This window comes from Streptomyces acidiscabies, from assembly GCF_020010905.1.
GTDB classification, from domain to species: domain Bacteria; phylum Actinomycetota; class Actinomycetes; order Streptomycetales; family Streptomycetaceae; genus Streptomyces; species Streptomyces acidiscabies.
On sequence record NZ_JAGJBY010000002.1, the window covers coordinates 4,613,530 to 4,637,612 of the forward strand.

Annotated in this window: 30 protein-coding genes and 4 pseudogenes; 19 read left to right on the top strand and 15 right to left on the bottom strand. The window is 70.0% G+C overall.

The window, feature by feature from the left end; all coding sequences use genetic code 11:
* Positions 1–60 precede the first annotated feature (60 nt).
* Positions 61–873: an MBL fold metallo-hydrolase gene (locus tag J8M50_RS46525; RefSeq protein WP_010360915.1), complete on the bottom strand. Its 813-nt coding sequence runs from the start codon at positions 871–873 to the stop codon at positions 61–63.
* 90 nt (positions 874–963) lie between these two features.
* Between J8M50_RS46525 and J8M50_RS46530 the strand changes: the two genes are divergently transcribed.
* Positions 964–1,338 carry a winged helix-turn-helix transcriptional regulator gene (locus J8M50_RS46530; RefSeq protein WP_010360914.1) on the top strand — a complete coding sequence of 125 codons (375 nt, stop codon included), beginning with the start codon at positions 964–966 and terminating at the stop codon, positions 1,336–1,338.
* Positions 1,339–1,544: 206 nt separating this feature from the next.
* On the opposite strand, the gene J8M50_RS46535 is transcribed toward J8M50_RS46530, so the two are convergent.
* Positions 1,545–1,730, bottom strand: coding sequence for a hypothetical protein (locus tag J8M50_RS46535; protein ID WP_141655679.1), 186 nt, complete (start codon positions 1,728–1,730; stop codon positions 1,545–1,547).
* Positions 1,731–1,862: 132 nt separating this feature from the next.
* On the opposite strand from J8M50_RS46535, the gene J8M50_RS46540 reads away from it, so the two are divergent.
* From J8M50_RS46540 to J8M50_RS46560, 5 genes and pseudogenes are all read left to right on the top strand, one after another.
* Complete coding sequence (locus J8M50_RS46540; protein ID WP_040838876.1) at positions 1,863–2,099, top strand: hypothetical protein; 237 nt, start codon at positions 1,863–1,865, stop codon at positions 2,097–2,099.
* Positions 2,100–2,202: 103 nt separating this feature from the next.
* Positions 2,203–2,751: an RNA polymerase sigma factor gene (locus tag J8M50_RS46545; protein ID WP_010360910.1), complete on the top strand. Its 549-nt coding sequence runs from the start codon at positions 2,203–2,205 to the stop codon at positions 2,749–2,751.
* Positions 2,748–3,380: a hypothetical protein gene (locus tag J8M50_RS46550; RefSeq protein WP_010360909.1), complete on the top strand. Its 633-nt coding sequence runs from the start codon at positions 2,748–2,750 to the stop codon at positions 3,378–3,380. The genes J8M50_RS46545 and J8M50_RS46550 overlap by 4 nt, the downstream gene beginning before the upstream one ends.
* A gap of 632 nt (positions 3,381–4,012) precedes the next feature.
* A pseudogene (locus J8M50_RS46555) lies at positions 4,013–4,338 on the top strand (IclR family transcriptional regulator domain-containing protein); the annotation flags it as partial.
* Positions 4,339–4,579: 241 nt separating this feature from the next.
* Entirely contained in the window at positions 4,580–4,993 is a 414-nt protein-coding gene (locus J8M50_RS46560; RefSeq protein ID WP_010360906.1) for a VOC family protein, read from the top strand.
* Positions 4,994–5,576: 583 nt separating this feature from the next.
* On the opposite strand, the gene J8M50_RS46565 is transcribed toward J8M50_RS46560, so the two are convergent.
* Together J8M50_RS46565 and J8M50_RS46570 are read right to left on the bottom strand one after the other, a co-directional pair.
* Positions 5,577–6,095 (bottom strand): Imm26 family immunity protein, encoded by a 519-nt coding sequence (locus tag J8M50_RS46565; protein WP_158002855.1) that lies wholly within the window; start codon positions 6,093–6,095, stop codon positions 5,577–5,579.
* A 221-nt stretch (positions 6,096–6,316) separates the two neighbouring features.
* Positions 6,317–7,204 carry a universal stress protein gene (locus J8M50_RS46570; RefSeq protein ID WP_010360903.1) on the bottom strand — a complete coding sequence of 296 codons (888 nt, stop codon included), beginning with the start codon at positions 7,202–7,204 and terminating at the stop codon, positions 6,317–6,319.
* A gap of 165 nt (positions 7,205–7,369) precedes the next feature.
* Here J8M50_RS46570 and J8M50_RS46575 point away from each other — a divergent pair, with 165 nt between their 5' ends.
* Genes J8M50_RS46575 through J8M50_RS46585 form a run of 3 tightly spaced genes read left to right on the top strand, consistent with a single transcriptional unit; the run spans position 7,370 to position 8,744 of the window.
* Positions 7,370–8,077 carry a CBS domain-containing protein gene (locus J8M50_RS46575; RefSeq protein ID WP_010360902.1) on the top strand — a complete coding sequence of 236 codons (708 nt, stop codon included), beginning with the start codon at positions 7,370–7,372 and terminating at the stop codon, positions 8,075–8,077.
* A 38-nt stretch (positions 8,078–8,115) separates the two neighbouring features.
* Complete coding sequence (locus tag J8M50_RS46580; protein ID WP_010360900.1) at positions 8,116–8,337, top strand: hypothetical protein; 222 nt, start codon at positions 8,116–8,118, stop codon at positions 8,335–8,337.
* Entirely contained in the window at positions 8,334–8,744 is a 411-nt protein-coding gene (locus J8M50_RS46585; protein ID WP_010360899.1) for a universal stress protein, read from the top strand. The genes J8M50_RS46580 and J8M50_RS46585 overlap by 4 nt, the downstream gene beginning before the upstream one ends.
* Before the next feature lie 64 nt (positions 8,745–8,808).
* Here J8M50_RS46585 and J8M50_RS46590 read toward each other — a convergent pair whose 3' ends face one another.
* Positions 8,809–8,991 carry a hypothetical protein gene (locus J8M50_RS46590; RefSeq protein WP_010360898.1) on the bottom strand — a complete coding sequence of 61 codons (183 nt, stop codon included), beginning with the start codon at positions 8,989–8,991 and terminating at the stop codon, positions 8,809–8,811.
* Positions 8,992–9,194: 203 nt separating this feature from the next.
* Here J8M50_RS46590 and J8M50_RS46595 point away from each other — a divergent pair, with 203 nt between their 5' ends.
* Positions 9,195–9,833, top strand: coding sequence for a CBS domain-containing protein (locus J8M50_RS46595; protein WP_010360897.1), 639 nt, complete (start codon positions 9,195–9,197; stop codon positions 9,831–9,833).
* A 160-nt stretch (positions 9,834–9,993) separates the two neighbouring features.
* Here the strand turns inward: J8M50_RS46595 and J8M50_RS46600 are convergent, their stop codons facing one another.
* Together J8M50_RS46600 and J8M50_RS46605 are read right to left on the bottom strand one after the other, a co-directional pair.
* On the bottom strand, positions 9,994–10,416 hold the full coding sequence (locus tag J8M50_RS46600; protein ID WP_010360896.1) for an Hsp20/alpha crystallin family protein: 423 nt from the start codon (positions 10,414–10,416) through the stop codon (positions 9,994–9,996).
* A gap of 104 nt (positions 10,417–10,520) precedes the next feature.
* Positions 10,521–12,212, bottom strand: coding sequence for a sensor histidine kinase (locus J8M50_RS46605; RefSeq protein ID WP_010360895.1), 1,692 nt, complete (start codon positions 12,210–12,212; stop codon positions 10,521–10,523).
* A gap of 197 nt (positions 12,213–12,409) precedes the next feature.
* Between J8M50_RS46605 and J8M50_RS46610 the strand changes: the two genes are divergently transcribed.
* Positions 12,410–12,751, top strand: a complete 342-nt coding sequence (locus tag J8M50_RS46610) for a hypothetical protein (RefSeq protein WP_010360894.1) — start codon at positions 12,410–12,412, stop codon at positions 12,749–12,751.
* A gap of 143 nt (positions 12,752–12,894) precedes the next feature.
* Positions 12,895–13,341: a pyridoxamine 5'-phosphate oxidase family protein gene (locus J8M50_RS46615; protein ID WP_010360893.1), complete on the top strand. Its 447-nt coding sequence runs from the start codon at positions 12,895–12,897 to the stop codon at positions 13,339–13,341.
* Here the strand turns inward: J8M50_RS46615 and J8M50_RS46620 are convergent.
* Together J8M50_RS46620 and J8M50_RS46625 are read right to left on the bottom strand one after the other, a co-directional pair.
* Complete coding sequence (locus J8M50_RS46620; RefSeq protein WP_010360892.1) at positions 13,338–14,048, bottom strand: response regulator; 711 nt, start codon at positions 14,046–14,048, stop codon at positions 13,338–13,340. The two genes, J8M50_RS46615 and J8M50_RS46620, sit on opposite strands and share 4 nt — an antisense overlap.
* A gap of 48 nt (positions 14,049–14,096) precedes the next feature.
* Positions 14,097–14,687 carry a malonic semialdehyde reductase gene (locus J8M50_RS46625; RefSeq protein WP_010360891.1) on the bottom strand — a complete coding sequence of 197 codons (591 nt, stop codon included), beginning with the start codon at positions 14,685–14,687 and terminating at the stop codon, positions 14,097–14,099.
* 253 nt (positions 14,688–14,940) lie between these two features.
* Between J8M50_RS46625 and J8M50_RS46630 the strand changes: the two genes are divergently transcribed.
* From J8M50_RS46630 to J8M50_RS46650, 4 genes and pseudogenes are all read left to right on the top strand, one after another.
* A complete protein-coding gene (locus J8M50_RS46630; protein ID WP_010360890.1) occupies positions 14,941–15,522 on the top strand; it encodes a TetR/AcrR family transcriptional regulator in 582 nt (193 codons plus the stop codon).
* A gap of 124 nt (positions 15,523–15,646) precedes the next feature.
* A pseudogene (locus J8M50_RS50355) lies at positions 15,647–17,140 on the top strand (Tn3 family transposase); the annotation flags it as partial.
* Between the two features lie 6 nt (positions 17,141–17,146).
* On the top strand, positions 17,147–17,404 hold the full coding sequence (locus J8M50_RS46645; protein WP_010360886.1) for a hypothetical protein: 258 nt from the start codon (positions 17,147–17,149) through the stop codon (positions 17,402–17,404).
* On the top strand, positions 17,401–17,799 hold the full coding sequence (locus J8M50_RS46650) for a hypothetical protein (protein WP_010360884.1): 399 nt from the start codon (positions 17,401–17,403) through the stop codon (positions 17,797–17,799). Before J8M50_RS46645 ends, J8M50_RS46650 begins: the two co-directional genes overlap by 4 nt.
* Before the next feature lie 531 nt (positions 17,800–18,330).
* Here J8M50_RS46650 and J8M50_RS46655 read toward each other — a convergent pair.
* Positions 18,331–18,933 carry a hypothetical protein gene (locus J8M50_RS46655; RefSeq protein ID WP_141655669.1) on the bottom strand — a complete coding sequence of 201 codons (603 nt, stop codon included), beginning with the start codon at positions 18,931–18,933 and terminating at the stop codon, positions 18,331–18,333.
* Positions 18,934–19,346: 413 nt separating this feature from the next.
* Positions 19,347–20,069 (bottom strand): bleomycin resistance protein, encoded by a 723-nt coding sequence (locus J8M50_RS46660; RefSeq protein ID WP_010360528.1) that lies wholly within the window; start codon positions 20,067–20,069, stop codon positions 19,347–19,349.
* Positions 20,070–20,115: 46 nt separating this feature from the next.
* Here J8M50_RS46660 and J8M50_RS46665 point away from each other — a divergent pair.
* Positions 20,116–20,265: pseudogene (locus tag J8M50_RS46665) on the top strand (PadR family transcriptional regulator); the annotation flags it as partial.
* Here J8M50_RS46665 and J8M50_RS46670 read toward each other — a convergent pair.
* Positions 20,266–20,391 (bottom strand): annotated as a pseudogene (locus J8M50_RS46670) (IS5/IS1182 family transposase); the annotation flags it as partial.
* Between the two features lie 502 nt (positions 20,392–20,893).
* Here J8M50_RS46670 and J8M50_RS46675 point away from each other — a divergent pair.
* Positions 20,894–21,409, top strand: coding sequence for a MarR family winged helix-turn-helix transcriptional regulator (locus tag J8M50_RS46675; RefSeq protein ID WP_010360527.1), 516 nt, complete (start codon positions 20,894–20,896; stop codon positions 21,407–21,409).
* A gap of 72 nt (positions 21,410–21,481) precedes the next feature.
* Here the strand turns inward: J8M50_RS46675 and J8M50_RS46680 are convergent, their stop codons facing one another.
* From J8M50_RS46680 to J8M50_RS46690, 3 genes are all read right to left on the bottom strand, one after another.
* Positions 21,482–21,907, bottom strand: a complete 426-nt coding sequence (locus J8M50_RS46680; protein ID WP_010360526.1) for a PPOX class F420-dependent oxidoreductase — start codon at positions 21,905–21,907, stop codon at positions 21,482–21,484.
* 62 nt (positions 21,908–21,969) lie between these two features.
* Positions 21,970–22,362: a nuclear transport factor 2 family protein gene (locus J8M50_RS46685; protein ID WP_010360525.1), complete on the bottom strand. Its 393-nt coding sequence runs from the start codon at positions 22,360–22,362 to the stop codon at positions 21,970–21,972.
* Between the two features lie 99 nt (positions 22,363–22,461).
* Positions 22,462–22,842 (bottom strand): VOC family protein, encoded by a 381-nt coding sequence (locus tag J8M50_RS46690; protein WP_040838712.1) that lies wholly within the window; start codon positions 22,840–22,842, stop codon positions 22,462–22,464.
* 338 nt (positions 22,843–23,180) lie between these two features.
* Here J8M50_RS46690 and J8M50_RS46695 point away from each other — a divergent pair, with 338 nt between their 5' ends.
* Positions 23,181–24,062 carry an SPL family radical SAM protein gene (locus J8M50_RS46695; protein ID WP_010360523.1) on the top strand — a complete coding sequence of 294 codons (882 nt, stop codon included), beginning with the start codon at positions 23,181–23,183 and terminating at the stop codon, positions 24,060–24,062.
* The last annotated feature ends 21 nt before the right edge of the window (positions 24,063–24,083 follow it).

The following is a 24,083-nucleotide window of genomic DNA, read 5'->3' on the forward strand; positions in this document are numbered from 1 at the left end:
GTGTCGTCCGGCACGGTGGCGAGGCCTTCGTACAGTGCGGTGACCGCACTGGGTGACGTGTCAGGGGGTGCGCGGGTCCGGCAGTGCAAGGGGCTCGCCCGGGGCGGGCCAGTGCAGCGGGACGCCGGCGGCGTCGAAGACCTGCTGGACGTGGCCGCGGTCTTCGGTGTAGTGCGCCCAGCCCTCGGCGTGCACAGCCACCACGAGGGGGTCGCCGAGCAGGCGGCGGGCCTCGACGGCCTGGACCGCGGTCAGCGACAGCCGTACGTCACCGAACGCCTCGAAGCCGGCCGCGCCAAGGTGCAGCAGCGCCACGTCGACGCGGTACCGGTCGGCCAGGACGCTCATCGCGTCCAGGTCGACGGTGTCACCGGAGACGTACACGCTCGGTGCCGAGCCGTCGTCGGTGTGCAGGAGGAAGCCGGTGACCGGACCGGTGATGTCCTCGGTGCCGACGGGACCGTGGCGGGCGGGGACCGCGGTGATGTTCAGCGGCGTGCGGCCCGGCTTCGACAGGGTCCGGGTCTGCCAGGGCTCCAGGCCGACGGTCCCGCCCCCGAGATCGGTGGCGCCGGCGATGGTGGTGAACACGTTCGAGGCATCGGAGGCCACCGCACGCCCGGTGATGTCGAGGTTGTCCAGATGCCCGGTGTGGCTGACCACGACGGCGTCGAGAGCGGGCAGTTGTGCGGGCTTCAGCGCCGGGTCGGCGGTCTTGCGCACCAGGACCGGGCCGTCCTGGTATTCGGTGCCGGCGGCGTCGAAGGTCGGGTCGGTCAGCAGCGTCCAGCCGGCCAGGTGGATCAGCGCGGTGGGACCGCCGAGCACCGTCACGGTGTTCGCGGCGCGGGTCACGGCAACGTCGGTTACCACAGGTACTCCTTGACGATCAGGGGTTGGCCCACTCACCCTGACCGAGTTACTTTCTCCTGGGAAGTACATACCTTTAGGTGAGGTGAGCACGTGCAGGAAAGCACGCGAGGTAACGTCCGCGATCCCGCCTGCCCCGGCAGGCAGCTGTTCGACCTGGTCACCGCCCGGTGGGCCGCCCTGGTCCTGGTGGATCTCGTGGACGGCCCGCAACGCTGGTCCGAGCTGCGCCGGAGTGCCGGCGGCGTCAGCGACAAGATGCTCGCGCAGACCCTGCGCGACCTCGAAGCCGGCGGGCTGATCACCCGCACCGTGCACACCAGCCGCCCACCGACGGTGCAGTACGCCCTGACCGACCTTGCCCGCGGCGCCACCGCCGCACTGCAACACCTGCAGAACTGGGCCGAAGAACACACCAGCGACTACGCCCACCACCGACACACCCACACCACCGACCCGAAGCCCTGAAAAGGCAGGCTCGGTGTGCACACGTCACCGTGCTCCCGCCGTCTGAGTGAGCACCCTGACCGGCATGAACTGCATGCAAAGCTCAGGGCGCGACTCGCCGTCGCGTCCTGCTCTTCCGCGCGGGCGTGGGCTTCTCCTCTCCGGTGAACCGGCCGGTCGGCGGCTCCGGGCATCCCGCACCGATTTACCTGGAACCTGCCTGGATGTCAGCTGGCCGCGGCGCGTTCGGCCTGGGCCTTGGTGTGGGCGAGGCGGTAGGACTCGGTATCCGCTTGCGGAATCCCGTCGATCGGCGGCTTGTAGGGATCCGGCCGAGACTCCCGCCGTCGCGGCTTCCTGCGCTCCTGCGGCCACTGCCCGTCCAACGCCCGCCGCACCGTTCGCCAGGTCACGTTGTACTTGCGCTGCAAAGCCCGCTGGGTCAGTCCACCTCGGTGATCCCGGCGTACAGATCAACCTTCGACTGCGACTTCCCCATTCGGCCCCTGCGGCAGAAGCACACCCCACCGTCCCACCGCCCCGGCATGGCGCGCTGCCTCAGCCACCCGCGCGAACTCGTCCTCCGCGGAATCCCGGTGCGGTGCACTGCCCGCCGCGCCCGGCGTGACCGGCTGCTCATCAACCACGGCCGGAACGTCTGGGTCTGCTGCTGTGGCAACCAGTGGCTCGAACCGGAGATCAGCCGCGCCGGCTTCGACGCCCTGATCAGCGTCCTGGACGGTACGGGCGCCGGCCTGTGGGGTGGGAGAGTCGGCTGGTGAGGCGGGTAACGCTTTTGGGAGCCCGAGCCAAGTAGAGCTGTAAGGCATTGCTCGTCCGTTCAAGGAGTCGTCCGTGCAAGCGGAGCATTCACCAGCGCCACCCGTGCGTGACCCGGCCGGGTTCGCCGTGTTCTACCAGCAGCAGTTCGACACTGTGCTCGGCTTCGTGACCCGGCGCACCGACAGCCCGCACCTGGCCGCGGACCTGACAGCGGACATCTTCCTGACCGCGCTCGAACAAGCGCACACCTACGACGCCCGGCGCGGTACACCGGTCGCCTGGCTCTACGGCATCTCCCGCAACGTCCTGGCCGCCCACTTCCGGGGCAGCGCCCGCGAGCAGCGGGCCGTCACCCGGATCGCCGCGCAGCGGATGCTGGACGACCAGGACATCAGCGCGATCGCGGGCCGTATCGACGCGGCCCGCGAGGCCCGGCAGCTGGCCGCGCGGCACGCGGCCCTGTCCGAGCCGCTGCGCGCCGTGCTGGACCTGGTGGCCCTGGACTCACTGACCGTCCGTGAGGCCGCACAGGCCCTCGGTATCAGCGCGGCCACCGCCCGGGTGCGCCTGCACCGTGCCCGCAAGTCCCTACAGCGTGTCGACACCCGGCCCATCACATCCCTGCACGTCGCCTCGGAGGCCCACTCATGACCGCTCCCGTGCACTTCCAGCAGCAGCTCGCCGAGGAACTCACCGCCCGCGCCGCAGCCCTGCAGCCCACGGCGGCGGTGCCTCTGCGACCGCGCCACACCCGGCGGATCGCGGTCACCGCGCTGGGACTGGCGGCAGCCGTCACCGCGGTGGTGCTGATCCCGCGTGCCGCCGACACCACCGCCACCCCGCAAGCGGAAAAGGGCCGGAGCGTCACCCGTGTGCCGGACGGGAGTGCGCCGGTGCTGAGCAACGCCTCCTACACGGTGGCTCCGCGCAAGGACGGGACCGTCACCGTTCTGGTGACGGGCGCGGAGGTGTCCGGACTCCAGGCGGCGCTGCGCAGCCTGGGCGTGCCGGCCGTGGTCCTGCGGGCCTCGGAGTCCTGCTCAGCCAGGGTCCGCACCGACAACGCCAACCTGGAGACGGTCTCGTCGCAGGATCCGAAGAACGGACGCCTGATGGTGATCCGGCCCAGCGCCATCCCGCGCGGGGACTCTCTGGTGCTGGTGCAGCCCGCCCTCAAGGGCGCCCTGCACCCGGACAAGATGTACTCCATGGAGGTCATGCTGGCCCCGGGCGAGCCCAGTTGCTTCCCCGCCTCCCAGAGCAGCGTGGGCGTGGGCTAGCCCTCAGCCCGGCCACCACGTGGAGCCAGTGTCTCGGCTGAGCCCGTTCCGGACGTCCCGACATCAGCGCAGCCCGGCTGCCTGGATGCCGTCAGCACCGGGACACTCGTCCTAGCCCTGAATATGGCCCTCGTACCGTCCGCGGACGGCGGCGTGCAGGATTGCTTCCTCTACCGACGCTTCGCCGTTGCCGACGACCACCCGGAGCACAGCGTCGTCCGGTGAAGGGAACGGAGGGCATCGGCGAATCGAACGTCATGCTCTCAGCCCAGGGGCGGGCGTGATCTCGGGTCAGCTGAACGGCGTGCTCCCCGGGGAGGAATGCCTGCGCAGACAGCTCCGCTGTCGGCCGTCGTGACCTTCTCGTCCGTCGGCGATGAGCGTACGCAGCACGTGACCGGGCATACGGCAAGGCCGCCCCCTGCTGGATCGGCGAGGGGCGGCCTTCTGCGGTTCGGTCAGGTTTCGGCGGGGAGCCAGGTGACGTCGAGCGGTCTGTCGGGGAGGGCGGAGACGCGCTGGACCAGTGCGCTGCGTGCAGAGACAACGCCGGCCGCAGGCGGGTCGTACGGGGAACGGGTGAACAAAAGCGGCCCGAGTGACAGTTGAGGAGGCAGACGATCTGCCGCAGCCGCGAACAGGCCCCACCCGGCACGCTCTGTGCGACGAACCGGGAGACCGTCCACCTCGGCGTCCGCGATGGCCATGAAGCCCTCCGGTTTGCCCTCCCGCATCGGCGGAGCTCTCCCTCTGAGCTGTACCGGCGTCGGTCAGCCCCTCCTCGCCTTCCGCGGCCCCGACTTGGCGGAGGAACCGCTGTCCGTCCCGCGGCCCGGCCTGACGCCGTACTCGATCACCGACCTGGCAACTGCTGCGCCTGGTCCTGGAGAAGATCCAGGTCTCCAGCCTCGCCTACGACGAGCAGGAGGCGACGCCGGGCGTGAGCTGCATCGCGGCCCTGGGACTGTCGCAGGTCCTGCGTGGCTGGCACTCGCCCCAACCGCCTTCGGGCTGGACCGGCTTGAAGAAAACAGACGGTCCCGGCCCCACCGTGCGCAGTGGCGCAGGCGTACCGGGAGCGGGTATCAGGCGGGAGGACGGGGTGACGTCGGCTCCGGTCGATAAGTGTGCGTCGCCGAACTCCGGCGGGGCTCGCTCAAAGATCGCGATCGAACCGGAACTGGGCTAGAAAAGGCAGTATGGAACTCACCCAGATACGCCTGTTGGTGTCTGACTTCCCCGCCGTCTACCGCTTCTACCGGGACGTGCTCGGGCTCAAACCGCAGTTCGAAGCCGAGAGCGGCCCGTACGCCAAGCTCAGCCCCGACACCGGACACGCCGCGATCGCGCTGCAGGACCGGGCGCAGATGGCTGGCGTGCTGGGGCAGTTGGGGGCGGAGCCGGAGGGATACCGAGCGCTGGTGGTGCTGCGGGTGGACGACCTGGACGCCGCCCATGCCGAACTCACCTCGCGGGGGGCGGAGTTCGCTCGGGACCCGGGCCCGATGGGCGACCGCATACGGGTCGCCTACCTGGAAGACCCGGAAGGGAATCTGATCGAGCTTCAGGAGTGGCTGGCGCTGCGCGAGCAGGCTGGTAGCGCGCCGGCGTAGGAGGTGTAGCAGCGGGGTTGGTCTGTAGCCGGGCTTCCGTCGCGTAGCCGGCTGGTCGACGTGTGGTCGTCGGGCCTCAGCGCGAGCGGTTGGGCCAGGGGCACACGTTCTGCGTGAATGCCTGACGCAACGAAGAGCCCCTGGCAGGGCAGGAGTTGTCCACTTCAGTCCTGCCAGGAGCTCTCGTGTCATTGCCTTCTACGTCGTGCGCGGCGGCAGTTGCCGCGCGAGCTTCCGCCACCGATGACGGTGTACGGGATCTACCGGCGCTGGGTACGCGACGGATCAAGGCAGCGCCTCCACGACGCTCTACGCGATTAGGTACGCCTACGCCAGGCCCTGCCCACCGCAGCGGCGATCGACTCACAGCCGGTGCGCGGAGCCGACACGATCCCGACCAGTAGTCGCGGGTATGACGGCGGCAAGCGGGTCAACGGCCGTTATCTTGAACTTGCGAGACGGGCAGTCATCTGACCTGCGGCGATGTGGTGTGGACGGTGCATTCGACGCGATTCGCGGCGCTCTGTTCGGGTGCTGGCGAAATCGCTTGCTCGGCGTGTCGCGGCCGATGAGGGCTTCGGCATCACGGCTTCAGGCGCAACGATTCCACCCACTTGTTCGGGCGGCCGTCGAGGTAGTCCCGCAGCCGGTCTTCCACGTGCTCAGGAGACCAGACGGAGGCGCGCTCCAGCTTCTGGCCCTCTTCGATCGTCGCCGGGGTTTCGCTGCCCGCACCGGTGGTTGGGTCGGCGTTGTAGATGGTGATGGTTCCGCTGAGGGGATCTTGCTTGCTGTAGCGATGAACCTCGGTCCGTTCCGCCTGGGTCAGGGAGACAACATCGAGCAGTTCCCAGCCGCCGTGCCGCCGGAACGCGGCATCCATGACCCAAATCCTGAATGCTACCGGCGAGGCAACGATTGCCGTCGGGCCGACGGGCTCTGCCGGCTTGCAGACCCGGTCATAGAACTCGACTGTCACGCCGGTGAGTTGCCGCCCGTAGACGCATCTCCCGTCCCCGAGGTCGATGCGCACTACGCGGCCAGGAGTCCTGGCGGTGCGAACCTTAATGATCTTCTGTTCGTCGGATGGATGGTGGTTCATATGGGGATTATTCCTGCCGCGGCGGCAGGTCAGCCCTCGGTGGCGGGTCACCGAGAGTGGAGCCGGTCGCCTCAACGCCCCCAACCTTTGACGAGTTGTTCCGTGTCCACCGGACAGGACCAGAGTTCCCAGCAGCGCGAGGAGCACCGAGGCCGAAGTCCGCCGCGGAGCGGCGACGGTGGGATTCCGTGCCCGTGGCGCTTTTCGACCCCGTGTATCACTCAGCGGTGCGGCACCACCGCCACCGGACATCCGGCGTGCTGGATCGCGACGTGGGTGACAGGGCCTGTGTGGTGGGTGAGCCGGTGGCCGACCACGAGGAGGCTCGCGCCGGTCGCGGTGCGGACCAGAGAGGTGGTGGGCCGGTCCTCGACGACGGTCTCCAGGACCGTTACGTCGGGATACTTGTCGCGCCACGGAGCGAGTACGGCGCGGAGGAAACCCAGCCACTCCTCGGCCTGGGCCGGCCGGTCCACGAGAGCGACGTCCCCCGGACCCAGGCCGAGCGCGCCGGACGAGTGCCAGGCGTACACCGCACGCAGCCGGGCCTGCCGCAGCCGTGCCGCCTCGAAGGCGAACTCGACGACCTCGTCGCACGAATCGGCGACGTCCACCGCGAGCACGACATTCCGGTAGCCGGTGTACTCGGAAGCGCTGCCGTCGGCCTCCGGGACGTGCTCGTCCGGCGCATCCTCCTCCGCACGCACCAGGACCACCGGACCCTCGGCCTTCGCCACCACCCCCAGCGCGACCGACCCCACCAGGAACCCGGCGAACCCGCTCCACCCGTGCGACCCCAGCACCAGCGGCCGTGCGCGCCTGGCCTCCCGTACCAGAGCAGCGGCTGCCGGACCAGCCAGCAACTCGTCGCTCAGCGGCAGCCCGGGACACGCGGCACGCACCCGCTCCTCCGCCCGGTGCAGCGTGCGGCGGGCCAGGTGGCGTTGAGCGGCTCCGGCGAGCACGGTGTCGTGCTGCCGCGTGTACCGGTCCCAGGCGTGCACCAGCCGCAGCGGCCGGCCGCGCCGCAACGCCTCACGCGCCGCCCACAGGGCCGCGGCCATGCTCTCCTCGGACCCGTCGACTCCGACCACCACGGGGTGTTCCATCACGGCACCTCCCTCTCCACGCCCAGCCTGGTACGGCCCACCGGGCCGCGACAGGGACCGTCCGGCCCTCACCGGTACCCGCCCAGCCTCTGTGACCCGTGCGCGCCGCGCCGGAACCTGGAGCCGGGGCCCGGTGAGGAGGGCTCCGCGAGAGGAGGCCCGGACATGAAGCCCATCGAGGTCGGCGCCCTCATGACCCACGAGGTCGTCACCGCCCGGTACGGCACCCCGTTCAAGGAGGTGGTGCGGCTGCTCGACGACCACCGCATCGGTGGCCTCCCGGTGGTCGACGAGGACGGCACGGTCATCGGCGTGATCTCCGCGACCGACCTCGTCCCGCACCAGGCGGTGCGCACCGGCGTACGGCACCGCTTCAGCCCCCGCGCCCGGCGCGCGGCGGCCAGGAGCCGGGCCCGCACCGCCGGCGGCATCATGACGGCACCCGCCGTCACCGTCCGCGCCGACGCCACCGCCACCGAGGCGGCCCGCCTGATGGCCGCGCGCCGCGTGGAGCGGCTGCCGGTCGTGGACGAGGAGGACCGGCTCGTCGGCATCGTCACCCGCCACGACCTCCTCCACGTCTTCCTGCGCCCGGACGAGGAGATCCTGCGTGCCGTACGGCAGGAGGTCCTCGTCGACACGCTCTGGCTGGTCCCGCAGACCATCGACGTCTCGGTGTGCGAGGGCATCGTCTCTCTCACGGGACGGCTGGAGCGGCGCAGCGAGATCCCCATCGCGGTCGGCATGACCCGTCGGCTCGACGGTGTCGTGGACGTCGTCGACCACCTCACCTACCGCATCGACGACACCCGTCTGCGCCCCGCCGAACAGGCCTTGCACGGCGTGGCCGACGACTGGCTGCGCAGGCTCTGACCGGCGCGGCGCACGGCAACGGAGGAAGGAGCACGGTCATGATCCCGCTCGCTCTCATCGGCGCGACCATCGTGGGCGCGTGCATGGTGTTCGGCTACAGCTCGTTCGTCGTCGGGTTCTCCCTGATGGCGGCGGGCATCGTCGGACTCGTCGCCTTCATCGGCACTCCCGGCTCGGTCCTGCGGCCGGGCGAACGGGAGTACGTCGAGGAACGGCACTACTTCGGTGACCACGACGACCATCGGGAGTTCAGGAAATGACCGACATCGTGGTGGGCGTCGACGGCTCGGAGGAGTCCCTGGCCGCCCTGTGCTGGGCGGCCGGGCAGGCCCGTCTGCTGAACGCGCGGGTCGTCGCCGTCCACGCCTGGGAACCCCTCGGCCGCCACCTCGCGCCCTACGCCTCCGTGGCCGCCTGCCCGACGGCCGCGCAGCAGCGGGCCGAGGCCGTGCGCATCCTTGAGGACAGCCTCCTCAAGACGCTCGGCGAACGTGCCGACGTCGCCGTACAGCCCGTCCTGGCCGAGGGGACAGCCGCACGGGTGCTCCTGGAACGGGCCCGGGACGCCGCCCTGCTCGCCGTGGGGCGCTCCGCGCACGGCCCGGTCGTACGGGAGTGCGTCAGGCACGCGCGGGTGCCGGTGATCACGGTGCCGGCCCGGCCGTGACGGGCACGTACGACGGTTCGGGCGCCCTCCCCGTCGCGACGGGGAGGGCGCCCGAACCGGTGTGTCAGCAGTGCGCGTGCGTGCGGGGGAGCCGAGGCTGCCGCGTGGGCCGGCTGTGCGTGCGCCGGTGGCGCAGGCGGACGACGAGCGTGTCCAGCGCCGCGCTCAGTACGACCGTCACCACGATCGCCACGGCCAGCAGGACCGTGAAGCGCTCCCAGAACTCCGGTGTGAGACTCGTGCCCACTGTCCTCACCCTCCCTCGGCGGGGCCGTTCCCCTCACTTTCAGTCAACTCCCGTGCCACGCCCGGCACATGGGGCGAACGGCCCGCGCACCGGCCCCGCGAGGCAGGGCCGTACGGCCCGTCACCGGGACCGAGCGGCCCGTGGTCCGCGCGAGGCGCCCGCTCACACGCTGGACGCGACAGGACAGGACTCGGGAGGACCTCATGGACGCCGGCCCGTACACAGTGAGCGACGTGATGACCCACACGGTCGTCGCCGTCGGCAGGGAGACCCTCTTCAAGGACGTCGTCACGCTGATGGAGCGGTGGAAGGTCGCCGCCGTCCCCGTCCTGGAGGGCGACGGGAGGGTGATCGGCGTTGTCTCCGAGGCCGACCTGCTGCCCAAGGAGGAGTTCCGGGAGAGCGACCCCGACCGTGCCGTCCAGCAGGAGCGCCTCGCCGACCTCGCGAAGGCGGGCGCCCTGACCGCCGGGGAGTCGATGAGCACGCCCGCCGTCACCGTGCACGCCGACGCCACCCTCCCCGAGGCCGCGCGCATCATGGCCCGCCGCCGGGTCAAGCGGCTGTACGTCATCGACGCCGAGGGGTATCTCGAAGGCGTCGTCAGCCGCGCCGACCTGCTGAAGGTGTTCCTGCGCGAGGACACCGAACTCGCCGACGAGGTACGGCGGACCGTCGCCCCGGTCACGGGCGCCCGGATCGGGGTCGAGGTCACCGACGGCGTCGTCACCCTGACCGGCAGCGTCGACGGCAGCACCTCGGCGGACACGGCCGAACGTCTGGCCCGAGCGGTCGAGGGCGTCGTCGCCGTCCGCTGCCGCCTCGTACCGGCGGCGCCCTGATCGGTGACCGCTGCGAGAGCGCCGAGTTCAAGGCCCTCCTGGTGGAGCTGCGAAAGCCGGAGATCCTGGACGACAGCGTGGCGAACGAGGCCCAGTACCTGTCTGAGACCGGACAGAGAAGTGCGCGGCCGGTTCGCGCCGGCCGCGCACACCCCCTGGGTCAGCCGCTGTGCACGGGGATGGTCCGCGTCCCCGTCTTCTCCTCCGGCAGCGGGACCGTGATGGTCAGGACGCCGTTCTTGTACGCCGCGGTCGCCTCGTCGCCCTTGGCCCCGAGGGGCAGCCGGACGCTGCGGGCGAACGTGCCGTAGCGGAACTCCGTACGGTGCCCCTCGGTGGTCTCCTCGGTGCGCTCGGCCCGCAGGGTCAGCACGCCCTCGGAGACGGTGAGCTCGACGTCCTTGCCGGGGTCGACGCCCGGCAGTTCGGCGCGCAGTACGTACGCGCCGTCCGTCAGGTGTTCCTCGACGCGGATGCCGTGCAGGCCCGCGACGCCGTGCAGTCCGGGCAGCCCGGACTCGACCCAGCCGAACAGGTCGGGCAGTACCGGCCAGCCGGGGAACCGTTCGATCATGCCGCTCATGCGCTTCCTCCTCTCTCTGTGTCCCTCAACTCCAGGATGACGCGCGAGAGTTGGCAGCGCCGTGAGCCGACCGACCCCGACTGAGGGCCGGTCGGCCCGGTGCGCTAGATGGCGGTCACCGGCACCCGCCACACCAGCGTCGTACCGCCCCCGTCGGGACAGTCCCACTCCAGCCGGCCGCCCAGCTCCCGTGCCCGCTCCTCCATGTTGAGCAGCCCGCTGCGACGGCCCTCGGAGGGGATGCCGACGCCGTCGTCGTGGACGGTCAGGGTCAGGTCGTGGCCGTCCGTGGTGAGGACGACCTCGGCGTGGCCGGCGCGGGCGTGGCGGGTGATGTTGGTGAGGGCCTCGGAGAGGACGGCGACGGCGTGGTCGGCGACCTCCTTGGGGACGTCCGTGTCGATCAGGCCCTCCATGCGGAAGCTCGGCGCGAAGCCGAGGGCGGGGGCCGCCTCGCCGACGACGCGGATCGCGCGGGCCCGCAGCCCGGCACCGGAGGCACCCTCCCGGGCCCGCAGCCCGAAGATCGTCGACCGGATGATCTTGATGGTCTCGTCGAGGTCGTCCACCGCGCGCAGCACCCGCTCGGACGCCTCCGAGTGCTCGATGAACCGCCCCGCGCTCTGCAACGTCATCCCCGTCGCGAACAGCCGCTGGATCGCCAGGTCGTGCAGGTCGCGGGCGATGCGGTCGCGGTCCTTGAGCACCGCGATCTCCTCCGCGTCCCGGCGCCGCTCCGCCAGCTCCATCGCGATGGCCGCCTGCGCGGCGAACACCTGGAGCGGCCCGATCTCCTTGCCGGAGAACGGCACCCGCCCCGCCTCCCGCACCAGCAGCAGCACCCCGCGCACCCCGTCGTCCCCGGTACCGACCGGCACCGCCACGGACGGGCCCAGCGACGGTACGAGCGACAGCCGCTCGTCGCTCGTGACAGCACTCCCACGAGTGAACGCCGTACCGACCAGACCCCCCTCGGTGGACAGCACCAGACCGCGCAGGGCGTCCGCCTCCTGACCGATCGCCAGCTCGACCGTGAACGACCCGGTGTCCTCCATCGGCATCGCGACGACGGCCAGCGCCGCGCCCGTGATGTCCCTCGCGCGCTCGGCGATCAGCCCGAGCACCTCCGCCTGCCCGCTGCCCGACATCAGCCGGTGCGTGATCTCCGCGTTCGCCCCCAGCCACCGCTCCCGCAGCCGCGACTCCGCGTACAGGCGCGCGTTGTCGATGGCCACGCCCGCCGCGACCGCGAGCGTCGACGTCACCGAGACGTCCTCCTCGTCGAACAGGACACCGCCGCGCTTCTCCGTGAAGTACAGGTTGCCGAACACCTGGTCGCGCACCCGGATCGGGACGCCGAGGAACGTGTTCATCGGCGGGTGGTGCGGCGGGAAGCCGTACGACGCCGGGTGGTCGGAGATCTTCGCCAGCCGCAGCGGCTCCGGGTGGTGGATCAGCTCGCCCAGGATGCCGTGGCCCTCCGGGTACGGGCCGATCTCCGCGATCTGCTCCGCACTGATCCCCACGGTGTGGAACGCCGACAGCCGCTTCCCGTCGGGACCGATCACCCCCAGCGCCGCGTACTCGGCGTCCACCAGGACCGCAGCCGCCTCCACGATGCTGTGCAGCGCCTGCTCCAGATCCAGCTCCCGGCCGACCGACAGCACCGCCTCCAGCAGGCTGTGCACCCGGTCCCGGGTCCCCCTCGCCGCGTCCAGCCGGACCTGCAGCTCGTCCAGCAGTTCGTCCAGCCGCAGCTGAGGCAGCCGTACCCGGGCGTCCTCGGGACTTCCCACCAGCACTCCTCGATGATTCCGCGTCCCGGCCTCTCCGGTCAGGCCAAGGTAGCGGCCGGTGCCCGCAGAGGACACCGAGAACGGGCCAAGTCCTCCGCCAGGGCCGACCGGCCCCCGGACCGGGACCGACAGCACCTGCCTCGCGGACGCCCGCCGCACGAGGCTGGACCCGAGACGAGCGGAAGGACGTGAGGCGCATGACGGCACACGGGGCCGTACGGGTCAGGGTCCAGGGCGAGGTCGACAAGGAGGAGGTCGCCCGGGTTCTCGCCAAGCTCGACGCGGCCTGCGGACGCCTCGGCCTGCCCGTCGAGGGCGCGCTGACCGTGGTCAGGGCGGCGGCCCGCCACATCAGGCGGCCCTGGTTCGCCACGGCCCGGCTCCTGGTGGACGGCACGGTCCTCGTCGTCCACGCGGAGGAGGCCACCGCGCGGGAACTCGCCGACCGGCTGGAGGACCGGGTCCTCGCGCGGGCCGGACAGGCCGCGCACCGCCGGACGCACCTGCCACCCCCTTGGCGCACGGACCCCGGGACATGAAGGGCCGACCGGCCCCGGATCCGGGACCAACGGCACCGGCGCCGGGACCTCCCCGGCGGGACAGTGGAGACAGGAGCGGCACCCACCCCCGTGGTGCCGCTCCGCCCGCACGACCGAGCCCCGCCCTCTCACAGAAACCCGCCATGACCGACGATGACACCACCGCCACCCCGCTCCCCGCGCGCAGAAGCGTCGAACTCGACAGTGCCGAGGCGCTGCGGCTGCTGGGCAGCGTCTCCCTCGGACGCGTCGTCTTCACCCGGCAGGCCCTGCCGACCGTCCGCCCGGTCAACCACGTCCTCGTCGACGGCGCCGTCGTCATCCGCACCCACGAACACGCCGCTCTCACGCTGCACACGGTGCGGGGCGACGGCATGGGGGTCGTCGTCGCCTACGAGGCCGACGACATCGACCCCCACACCCACCTCGGCTGGAGCGTCGTCGTCACGGGCTACGCCGACCTGGTCACGGACCCGGCCGAACTCGCCCTCTACGACGCCCTGTTGCGTCCCTGGGTGGACCGGACCATGGAACACGCGGTGCGGATTCTCCCGGCGCTGGTGACGGGGGTGCGGCTCGTGGCCCACTAGCGGCTGGGGGCCCATGGCTGTTCCGGTCTCTCCTCGCCGGGTGTCGCGCGAGGTCTGGTGAAGCCGGTCCGGTAGGCGATCGCGACGAGTCGGGCGCGGTCGTGGGCGTCGAGCTTGGCCATGATGTGGTTGACGTGGGTCTTGGCGGTCAGGGGCGAGACGCGTAGCCGGTCCCCGATGGCGTGGTTGGAGAGGCCGGCGGCGACGAGGCCGAGCACCTGGCTCTCGCGTTCGGTGAGCGTCCTCAGCTCCGGCACCGGGACGTTCGCCGGGTCCGGCAGGGCGAGGTAGCGGGTGATGAGGGCCTTGGTCGCGGTGGGGGACAGCGGTGTCTCCCCGCGGGCGACCATCCGGATGCCGCTCAGGAGGGCGGCCGGCTCGACGCCCTTGCCGAGGAACCCGCCGGCCCCGGCGCGCAGCGCCCGGACGACGTGGTCGTCGCTCTCGTGGGCCGTCAGGATCAGCACCCGTACGTCCGTGAGGTTCTCGTCACTCGTGATGGCGCGGGTGGCGGCGAGACCGTCCATGCCGGGCATCCGGACGTCCATCAGGACGACGTCGGCACGGGTGCCGCGGGCCAGGGCGACCGCCTCGCCGCCCGTCGCCGCTTCCCCGACGACCTCCAGGTCCGGCTCCGCCTGGAGGAACATGCGGAAACCGGACCGGACCAGGGCCTGGCCGTCTGCGAGCAGAACGCGGATGGTCATCTCTGCCTTCTCCTGCGCGGCGGTCGTGCGGCGGGACGCTGGGGTCGTTCACGCCGCGGTGACGACCTGGTCGTACTCCAGGCGCGGGGCGCGCGGGAACCAGGCGTCCTCGCCCGGCCTGCCGACGCTGACGGCCATCAGCGGGGTGTGGTCGTCGTCCAGGAACTCCTTCTGGACGCCCGCCAGGTCGACGCCGGTCATCGGGCCGGCGGCGAGCCCCGCGGCGCGGGCGCCGATGATGAAGCAGGCGGCCTGGAGAGCGGCGTTCAGGGTGGCGTTCTTCTCGCGGAACGCGCGCTCGCCCCAGACGAGGTCCTTGGCCTGCGGGAAGTGCGGGTGCAGCTGCGGCAGTTCCTCGTGGAACTCGTTGTCCGCGGAGAGGATCACGACCAGCGGGGCGGTGGCGGTCTTGTTCCGGTTGCCTTCGAACACGTGCCGCAGCAGGCGTTCGCGGGCCTCGCCGGAGCGGACCAGCGTGACGCGCAGCGGCGACCCGTTCATGGAGGTCGGACCGTACTTGACCAGGTCGTAGATCGCCTGCACCTGCTCGTCGGTCACCGGCTCGCCGGTGAACGTGTTGGCGGTACGGGCCTCGCGGAACAGGAGGTCCTGGGCGGTGGGGTCGAGAACGAGAGACATGGGGTGTTCCTCAGGGTCGATCAGAAGCGGACGACTGTCCGTTTCGCTTACGGGTATGAAGGTACGCACGGGAGATCGGAAATTGCAAGGGGGGTCTGTGTGAATGACACCGGAGAGTGGCGTGAGCGGCGGTTTCGTGTACGAGATCGGGGCGGCGGAGTGGGTGCCGCCGGCCTATGACGTCGGACGCGTCCGGGCGTTATGGTGGAGGGGTAAGCGGACAGTCGTCCAGCAGGGAGAGAGTGGAGGAGCAGTGGAGTCGAGGACCGGCGGGCCTCAGCGGTCGGACGCGCAGCGCAACCGGGAGCGCATCCTGGAAGTGGCGCTGGTCGAACTGTCACGTTCCGCGGACGTCCCGCTGAGCACGATCGCCAAGAAGGCGGGCGTCGGGCAGGGGACGCTTTACCGCAACTTCCCCAACCGCGAGGCGCTCGTCCTGGAGGCGTACGAGCACGAGGTGCGGCAACTCACCGACAGTGCGGCCGAGTTGCTGAAGACGATGGAGCCCGACCGGGCCCTGCGCGTGTGGATGGACCGCCTCGCCCGCTTCATCATGGCCAAGACCGGGCTGGCCGACGCGCTGCGGCAGGCGGCCGGCGCGGCGGACGGGCCCGAGCCGTCGGGCTACTCGATGGTGTTCGGGTCGATCGAGTTCCTGCTCGCCGCCAACCACGAGGCCGGCACCATCCGCCCCGGCGTGAGTGCCGGTGACTTCCTGCGCGCCATCGCCGGGATCTGGCAGATCGACATCAGCGGCGACTGGCACACGCAGGCCACACGGCTGCTGGACATCGTCATGGACGGGTTGCGGGCGGGGGCGCCGGGGCGGAGCTGAGTGCGGGGGCGGTCCGGTCTCCGGCCTCGGGGAACATCGGTACAGCCGTTGGCGCTGAGAACGATCATGGTCAGCCGGCACACGGGCTGGGGGCTCCGCTGAGGTTCGCGGAAAGATCGCCGGGCGGGTGTCGGAGCTGGACCGGCTGCGCCGGGGGCCAGTGCGGATCTCCGGGTCGCGGATGAAGTGGGCGCTGGAGCGAGCCGAGGAGATCGCTGCCTTCGCGATGGACCAGGTGGATGTGTCCGCGATACCGCCGCGGCGGCTGGTGGAGCTGTCGCGGTACGGGGTGGACGGAAAGGCGTCCCTACTGCGGCGCCACGGTGATTCCCGGCGCCTGGCCACTTTGCTGGCCACTGCGGTCTACCTGACGAGCAGGGCGGTCGACGACGCGCTTGATCTGCTGGAGGTGCTGATCGCGACGAAGCTGCTGGTCAGGGCGGAGCGGGAGACGGCGAAGCAGAAGCTGAAGACGCTGCCGAGGGTGGAGCGGGCCGGGATGTGGCTGGCAACCGTGTTCCGGGTCGTGTTCGACACCACCTCCGAGCAGGTCGACACCGACACCGGGGAGATCGCGGCGCCCAAGGTGGAAACGCTGGAGGCGATGTGGGCGGAGGTTGAGCAGGTGGTGCCCCGGGAGGAGCTGGCGGCCGCGATCGCCGCGCTGTTCGAGCTGACGCCGCCGCTGGACTCCGACGCGGACGAGGCGTGGCGGTCGATGCTGGTCACCCGGTTCCCCACCGTACGGCCGTTTCTCAAGCTCCTGGTCCAGGTCGTCGACTTCGGCGCCACCCCCGAGGGCCTGCCGGTGCTGAAGTCACTGCCCGACCTGACGGGGCGCAAGAAGGTGGGGCCCGACGAGATCGACACGTCGCTGCTGGCCGGGTCGTGGCGGCGCCTCGTGCTGTCCGCCGCACCTGGAGCCGGGCGCGGCGGACTGGAAGGCGTACGTGTTCTGTGTGCTGGAGTCCTTCCACCGCATGCTGCGGCGGCGGGAGGTGTTCGCGAAGAACTCCTCCAAGTGGGGCGATCCGAGGGCGAAGCTGCTGGACGGGGAAGCGTGGGAGCAGGCCAAGCCGACCGTGCTCGCCTCGCTCAACCTGCCTGGCGAGACGGGGGAGCACCCGGCGGCGCGGGCCGCACTGCTGGACGGCACTTACCGGGAGGTCGCGGGGCGGGTGCCGGCGAACTCGCAGATCGTGTTCGACGACGACGGCCGCCTGCACTTCGCCGCCCTGGAGCCGGAGCCCGAACCGGCCTCGCTCCTGGACTTGCGGAAGGCGGTGGAGGCGATGCTGCCTCGCGTCGGCCTGCTGGAGGTGTTGCTGGAGGTGTTCTCGTGGACCGGCGCCGACCAGGTGTTCACCTCGGTCACCGGCGGCGGGGCCCGCCTCAAGGACCTGCATGTGACGGTCGCCGGACTGCTGGTCGCGCACGGCTGCAACGTCGGCTGCACGCCGGTCGTCGGCGGGATCGACGCACTGAAGTACGGCAGGCTGTCGCACGTCGACCAGACGTATCTGCGGCTGGCCACCGACCGGGCCGTGAACGCCACACTCATCGAGCACCAGGCGGCCATCGGCCTCGCGCAGGCCCCGGCGGAGGCTGCTGGGCCTCGTTCCTGATGTGCCTGGCCTGCCCCAACGCCCGGATTCACCCCGCCCACCACAGCCGTCTGGCTAACCTGCACCACGCGCTCGACAACCTGCGCACCGCCATCGAGCCGGGCCAGGGGCAACGCCAGTGGGAGGACGGGTACGCCCGCCTGGAGCACCTCAAGGGCCAGCCCGACACCGCGGTATGGACCCGCGCCCTGGCCGAGGTGACCGACACCGACCGCGAACTCATCGCCCTGCTGCTCAACGGAGACCTCGACCCGTGACGGCCACCTCAGCCCCCGTCCGTGTCCTTCTCGGACCCGACACCCCCGTCATCCCCACCCACCGGATCGTCGATGGCTGCACCGGCCCGATCGCGCGCTACGCGGCGCCGGCCTGGCCGCTGATCCCGATGAACGCCAACCCGGGCGTCACGCACAGCACCATCCACTGGCCGACGTTCCCCGACCCGTTCCGGGAGGAGATGCGGCTGGCCGCCTGGACCTTGATCAATGGCGAACTGCCCGCGGTGTTCCTGCGTAAGCGTCATCCCACCTGGCGCTCACGTCAGGCGTCCAAGGTGCTCTGCCAGACGATCGGGACCTGGTGCCGGCTGGCCGTGTGGCTCACCAACCGGGGCATCACCATGCTGAGAGTGCACCACCCAGGTACTGAGTGAGTACGGCCGTCACGCGATTCGTACCACACAGCGGTTGGGCGGCAGGCTGCCCTGGAGCGGCCGGGCCCCTGCCCGCTCAGTGTCCCGGTCACCGGCAAGCTCGGCGGGATCCCCTGGGGAGAGGCCGTCGACTACACCGAAGCAGGCTTTCTGATGCGCCAGTTGAGCACGGCGTGTTTCATCGTGATCGCCTGTCTGACGGGGATGCGTCCCGGAGAGGCGGCCGAATGCGCAACGGATGCTGCCCCGATCCGAAGCCGGACGCTGCGGGGCGTACGGGGCGGCACTTGATCACGAGCACCGTGTACAAGACCGCCCGCGACGACGACGGCAACCATCGTTCCGAGGGCGAAGTCCGCGATGCTCCCTGGGTGGCCATTGCCCCTGTCGTGAACGCCATCCGTGTTCTGGAACGCATGGTTTCCCAAGGGCAGCTGTTGTTCGATCACCACGCCCACGACCTGCGCGGCACCCGGGTCGGCACCGGCTCCCTCACCGTGCATACCCTGGGGAAACGGGTGGAGGACTTCATCACCTGGGCCAACCACGAGGCAACCGCTCGCGGCCTGGCCGGTGAGGTATTCCCGCCGGACCCGCGCGGGAGGATCGCACCGAGCGGTTCCGCAGGAGCCTGGCCTGGCACATCGCCCGCCGCCCCGGGGCCTTGTCGCGCTCGCGATTCAGTACGGTCATCTGCGGACTGCTGTAGCGGCCGGGTATGCCGCGCGCAGCCGGGACGGCATCCACGACCTCCTCGACGTCGAGACGGCCCGCGCCACCATCGAGACGGTCGCCAACCTGAATGCCGCTCTCGAGGACGGCCTTGGCATCTCCGGGCCCGCCGCCCGCCGGGCCATCAAGGCCGCCGGCACCGCGCCCCAGTACACCGGCACCGTCATCACCGCCCGGCAGGCCCGCCAGATCCTCGCCAACTTCGACCTGGCCGTCTACGACAATCCCCGCACGCTGCTGATGTGCGTCTACAAGCGCGACAAGGCCCTGTGTCATCGCGGCCTCGAGGACACCCCCAGCCTCGACCAGTGCGTCCCCGCCTGTGCGAACATCGCCCGCACCGATCAGCACGCCACCGGCCTTCGGCTCCGTGCCACCTCGCTTGAGCAGCAGGCAGGCCATGTCCCCAGTCCGCTGGGCGAGCGCCTGCGTGGCAACGTCACCTGCCTTCGCGGTCTCGCCAACGCCCACCACCCCATCGCATCAGCCTCCAGGACGGCACCGCATGAGCCCTGCGCCCGACGAACGCGTCCGTATTCGCGCGGCCATGGACGGTTGTCGCCCTGGCCCAGGAAGTCGGGGTGCCGCGCAACGCGCTCACCCAGCGCCACCTCGACCTCAAGAACGACTTCTACACGCAGGTCAGGGCGCGCGGACACACGCCGGACTCTGAGATCCGCCTGCGCCGACAGATCGTCAAACTTAGAGGTCGTGCGGATAGGTCCAGCCCTCAGACATGAGGCGGCCGGACTGCCAGATGGGTTCAGCACGCCAAGGACCGGTCCGAACGGCGGGCCGACGATCCAGCTCAGATGTCACTCCTCAAGCTTCGGCTCCGAACCCGCCAGGTCCTTCAGTCTCTCCAGGTCGCTGCTGACCGACTGCCGTTCCTCATCGGTGAGTTGGACCGCGGCGGCCTCCTTCAGCGCGGACACCGCCGTCGTCTCGTCACCGAGCCGCCCGGCCACGTCGCCGCGCAGGACGAGGAGGCGTACGAGCTGCGCGGGTGTCGGCCGCTCGCCCTCGAGCCCGAGCACCCGGTCGATGATCTTCGCCGCACCTGCTGGGTCCTCTTTGGAGTCGGCGAAGAGCGTGGCGTTGTGCAGCGCTCGCGCGAAGGTCTCCTTGGGGGCGGGCCGGTGGTGCAGGTCCTCGCTGGTGGGCTGCCCGACCCGGATGCAGTTGCCCCCGGGGTCAGTCATCAGGAACTGCCGCACCCCGTAGGACATGTCCTTGAGCGGCCCGATCCGCGGAATGCCCCGGCTCGGGATCTTCCCGTACGCGGCCTTGAGCCCGGCCCGGAACGCCTCGTACAGCCCGTCCACGTTGTCGGTGAGGACATAACACGTGCTGTACGACTCGCTGGGCTCGTACTTCTTCATGCCGAAGAACTGCAGCCCGATATCGCCTCGCTCGACAACCGCGAACGGGTTGGGGCTCTTCTGCAGGAAGGTCACCTCGAAACCGAGAGCCGTGTAGAAGTCGATGACGGGCTGGATGGTCTGACATGGGAGCAAGGGGATCGTCTTTTCGGCCATACCCGCACACTAGTCAAAATTGATTAGAAGGGGAAGGGTTCTCTGCATGCCCGTGATCCGTCTCCTCGTCCTGGGTGCCGTCCGCCAGCGTGGCCGCGCGCACGGCTACCAGGTGCGCAATGACCTGGAGTGCTGGGGTGCGCACGAGTGGTCGAGCGTGAAGCCCGGCTCGATCCATCACGCGCTTGACCGTGTCCTATGTGGTGAGGCGGATGAGTCGTTTGTGGCAGCAGAGGGCGGCGGCGAGGCCGAGAAAGGCCAGGTAGTTGCGAGGATTGCGCTCGTAGTGAGGGCTCGGACGCCGGTAGCCGGACAGCCAGGACGTTGGGTCGGCCGCGAGGGAAAGGACCTGTCTCCAGGCACCTCGCCACGCGGCCGACCCAACCTCATGGCACAACCGAGGGTTCTCGACGCTGGCAAAGGTGACCGACCGGCAGGAGTGCGTGCACAACGCCTGGGTCGCACTGGCCAGCGCAGTCATCATCATCCGCCGCCCGGTCCGCCGGTCCTGGGTCCGTTACAGGTGGGATGCTCGCCCTGCCCGGTGCCCGTGACGCGCGTGCCCTATCCGCGCGAGCTCTTAAGGAGCTCCGAGCCAAGGACACGGCAGAGCTGTCCCAGTTGCGGACCGACGTCGATCATCTTGTTCGCGCCGTTAACCAACTGACCGTGGAGAACCGGCAATTGCGCGGTGCCCTGTCGCAGCCCACCTCTCCCGTTCGAGTGCTGCGAACCCAACCGCACCCGAACCAAACACTCTGAGGCTCGATACCGGTGACATATAATTAGGTGTCTATGGAAGATAATTCTTTGGAAGATGAGTGATGGCTGACGCTGACCTGAAGCTGTTGTACCGGGAGTTGGTCTCGCTGGAGATCGAGCTGTGGGATGGCATCGAGGGGCGGTTGAAGGCCGAGTACGACCTGGTGCTGACCTCGTTCGAGGTGTTGCACCTGCTGCTGCGGCAACCAGGCCGGCGGATCCAGGACATCGCGGAGGAGTTCTCGATCACGGTGGGTGGCACGAGCAAGGTGGTCGACCGTCTGGAGACAGCGGGCCTGTGTGAGCGGCGGGCCAATCCGAACGACCGCCGTTCCTCGATCGTCGAGCTCACGCCCAAGGGCCGGAAGCTGGTGGACGGGGCGCTGAAGGTCTTCGAGGAGGAGCTGGAACTGCGTATCGGGTCGGTGATTCCCGAGCGGTCCGTACGCGAGGTGACCGCGGTCCTCGGCACGCTGCGGGTAGCCGGACGCGCCCTGGACGCGCAGCGGGGGGCCATCGCGCAGACACCGGTACCGGCTGTGCGGGCGCCGAAGCAGCCCGGCCGACCTGCATCGTGAGCCGCGACGGATCGGCAATGCTCGTGCGGTGACGGGCCGGGGGAACACAGCCCCGGCCCGTCACCCCACGATTCAGTCGGCGATACCGGCGAAGGCGATGACTTTGTCGATGCGGCCGCGGACGAGGAGGTTGCCGGGGCCGCCGTTGCGTGCGGCGTACTCTTCGGCACGGTTCTCGTCCATGTAGCGGACGCCGAGGAGTCCGCCCCAGCGCAGCATGTCGTCAGGGTCCTCGGAGATCTCTGCGCGGCCCTGGAGGAGGACGAACGCGTACGGTGGCCGGTCCTCGTCGACACAGAGGGCGAACCGTCCGTCGCGGGCGAGGTTGCGGCCCTTGACCCCGTTCTTCTCGGTGGTGAACACGATGTCGTCGCCGTCGAGGAGGAACCAGACCGGTGTGACGTGGGGGCTGCCGTCGGCGCGGGCGGTGGACAGCTTGCCGGTACGGGTGCCGTACATGGCGAACGCCCGCCACTCCTGCTCGGTCATCCTCAGCATGCGGGCGCCTTTCGTGTGCGTACGGATCGACTCGTGGGTGCCCGGTGCCGGGCACCGCGGTTCTAGCCCCAGAAGGCGTCTTCGGCGGCCGGGTCTTCGGAGAAGAGCCACATCTCGGTGATCTTGCCGTTCTCGATGCGCAGGACGTCGACGCCGTCCATGCTCATCGACGTGTCGCCGCGGCGGCCGGTGAAGTGGATGGTGGCGGTGACCAGGTCGCCGTTGGTCATGACGGTGTGGACCTCGTCGATCGCGAAGGTGCCCTGGCTGGCCTCCATCATTCCGCCGAGCATCTGGAAGACGGCGCCCTGTCCGTTGTGGTCGCCGGAGAACTGGTTGGCGCCTGGCTGGTGCCAGGTGATCGCCTCGTCGAGGAGATCACCGAGGGTGGCCATGTCGCCGGTCTGGACAGCCTGGAAGTACGTGCGCGCCAGATCGATATTCGTGCTGGTCATGGGGACTGCTCCTCGCTGCCCGGTACCGGGCGGTGCGGTCGGGTGGTGCCGGTGCCGGCCGCCATCGGGCGCACGCCCGAGCTCGGTCCGGCTGCGTGGTTACTGCGAGGGGGGCGAGAAGACGCCGACATGATTGCCCGCGGTGTCTCGCAGTCGGCCGAAGGTGATGCCGGCGGCATCGGTGACCGGCTCCATCAGCACCTCACCACCGAGACCCTTGGCGCGCTCGATCGTCTCGGCCACGTCCTGCACGAGTACGTAGAAGATCGCATAATTGGGGAATCGGCCGCCGGACTCGAAGATCCCGCCGCTGGCCTGCTCGCTGCCCGGGGTGGCGACCTCCCAGTAGGTGACGCCCTCCAGGTTGGTGTTGAGCGTGAAGGACCAGTCGAACAGCTCGCCGTAGAACTTCTTGACCTCGTCGGCCTGGTCGGTACCGAACTCGAACCATCCGACCGAGTTGAACGCGGGAGCACCCACGACACTCACTCCTCTCATCACAAACATGAATGAATATGACTCTCTGGTGCAAAAAGATAACTGGGTGTGATCTCCCCTCCCTCAGGAGTCGACTGCCGTAAACGCCGAGTGGACGTCTGGGCTGCGCAGGAGTCATTGAGGCCCTGCGCGTGACGCCAACCAGCAAACCATTTACATTCTATGGAAGCAACTTCCAGAGATTATTGTTCTAGGTGATGGAATCGGCGTGCTCCCTGTGGAGTGCCCCGGACTACAGCCCGCCCAGGCAGGGGCCGGCCGGTGCGCGGACGCGCCGGCATCGCTGGCCCGCCAGACGGCACAACCGGAAGGAACCAGACGTGGAGCCCATCGAGATCGAGGCGAAGACCCTCATCCAGAAGTCGAAGACCCCGTCGAACGACTACGTCATCAACCCCTACACCGGCTGCGTGCTGGGCTGCGCCTACTGCTTCGCCAGCTTCGCCGGGCGCCAGTTCGGGCGGACGGTGAAGGAGTGGGGCGACTACCTGTACGTGAAGAAGAACGCGGTCGAACTCGCCCGCAAGGAGCTGGCGAAGATGCCGCAGGACAAGCGGCGGGGCACGATGCTGCTCAGCTCGGTCACCGACCCCTACCAGGGCCACGAGACGAAGTACCGGCTCACCCGCGGCATCCTGCGCGAACTGCAAGCGGTCGAGTACCCGGGCCTGGTGCGCATCCTGACCAAGTCGCCTGTCGTCACCCGCGACATCGACCTGCTCACCAGTCTGCCGCGTGCCGAGGTCGGTATGACCGTGACCACCACCGACGACAAGGTCAGCCGCTGGCTGGAGGTCCGCGCCCCGCTCGCCTCCCGCCGCCTGCGCACCCTGGCCGAACTGAAAGAGGCCGGCATCCACACCTACGCCTTCGTCGGCCCGCTCCTGCCCCACTTCGCCACCCAGCCTGAGCTTCTGGACGACCTTTTCGGGCAGCTCGCCGAGGCGGGAGTCGGTGAGGTGTTCATGGAGCACATCAACCTCAAGCGGTACATCCGCGAGCGCATGGACCAGGTCCTCGCCGACGAGCCCGACGATGTCCGCGAGGCGTACCTCCAGGCGCAGACGAAGGAACATCGCGAGCGGCTCGACGCGATCGTGGCGGAGCTGCTGGACAAGCACGGCCTGCGGCTGCGCTTCGAGGAGGTCGTCCACCACGACGACAACGACTCCCTGCGCCAGAGGCTCGCATCCTCGGCGTGACCGTGACCGTGACCGTGACCG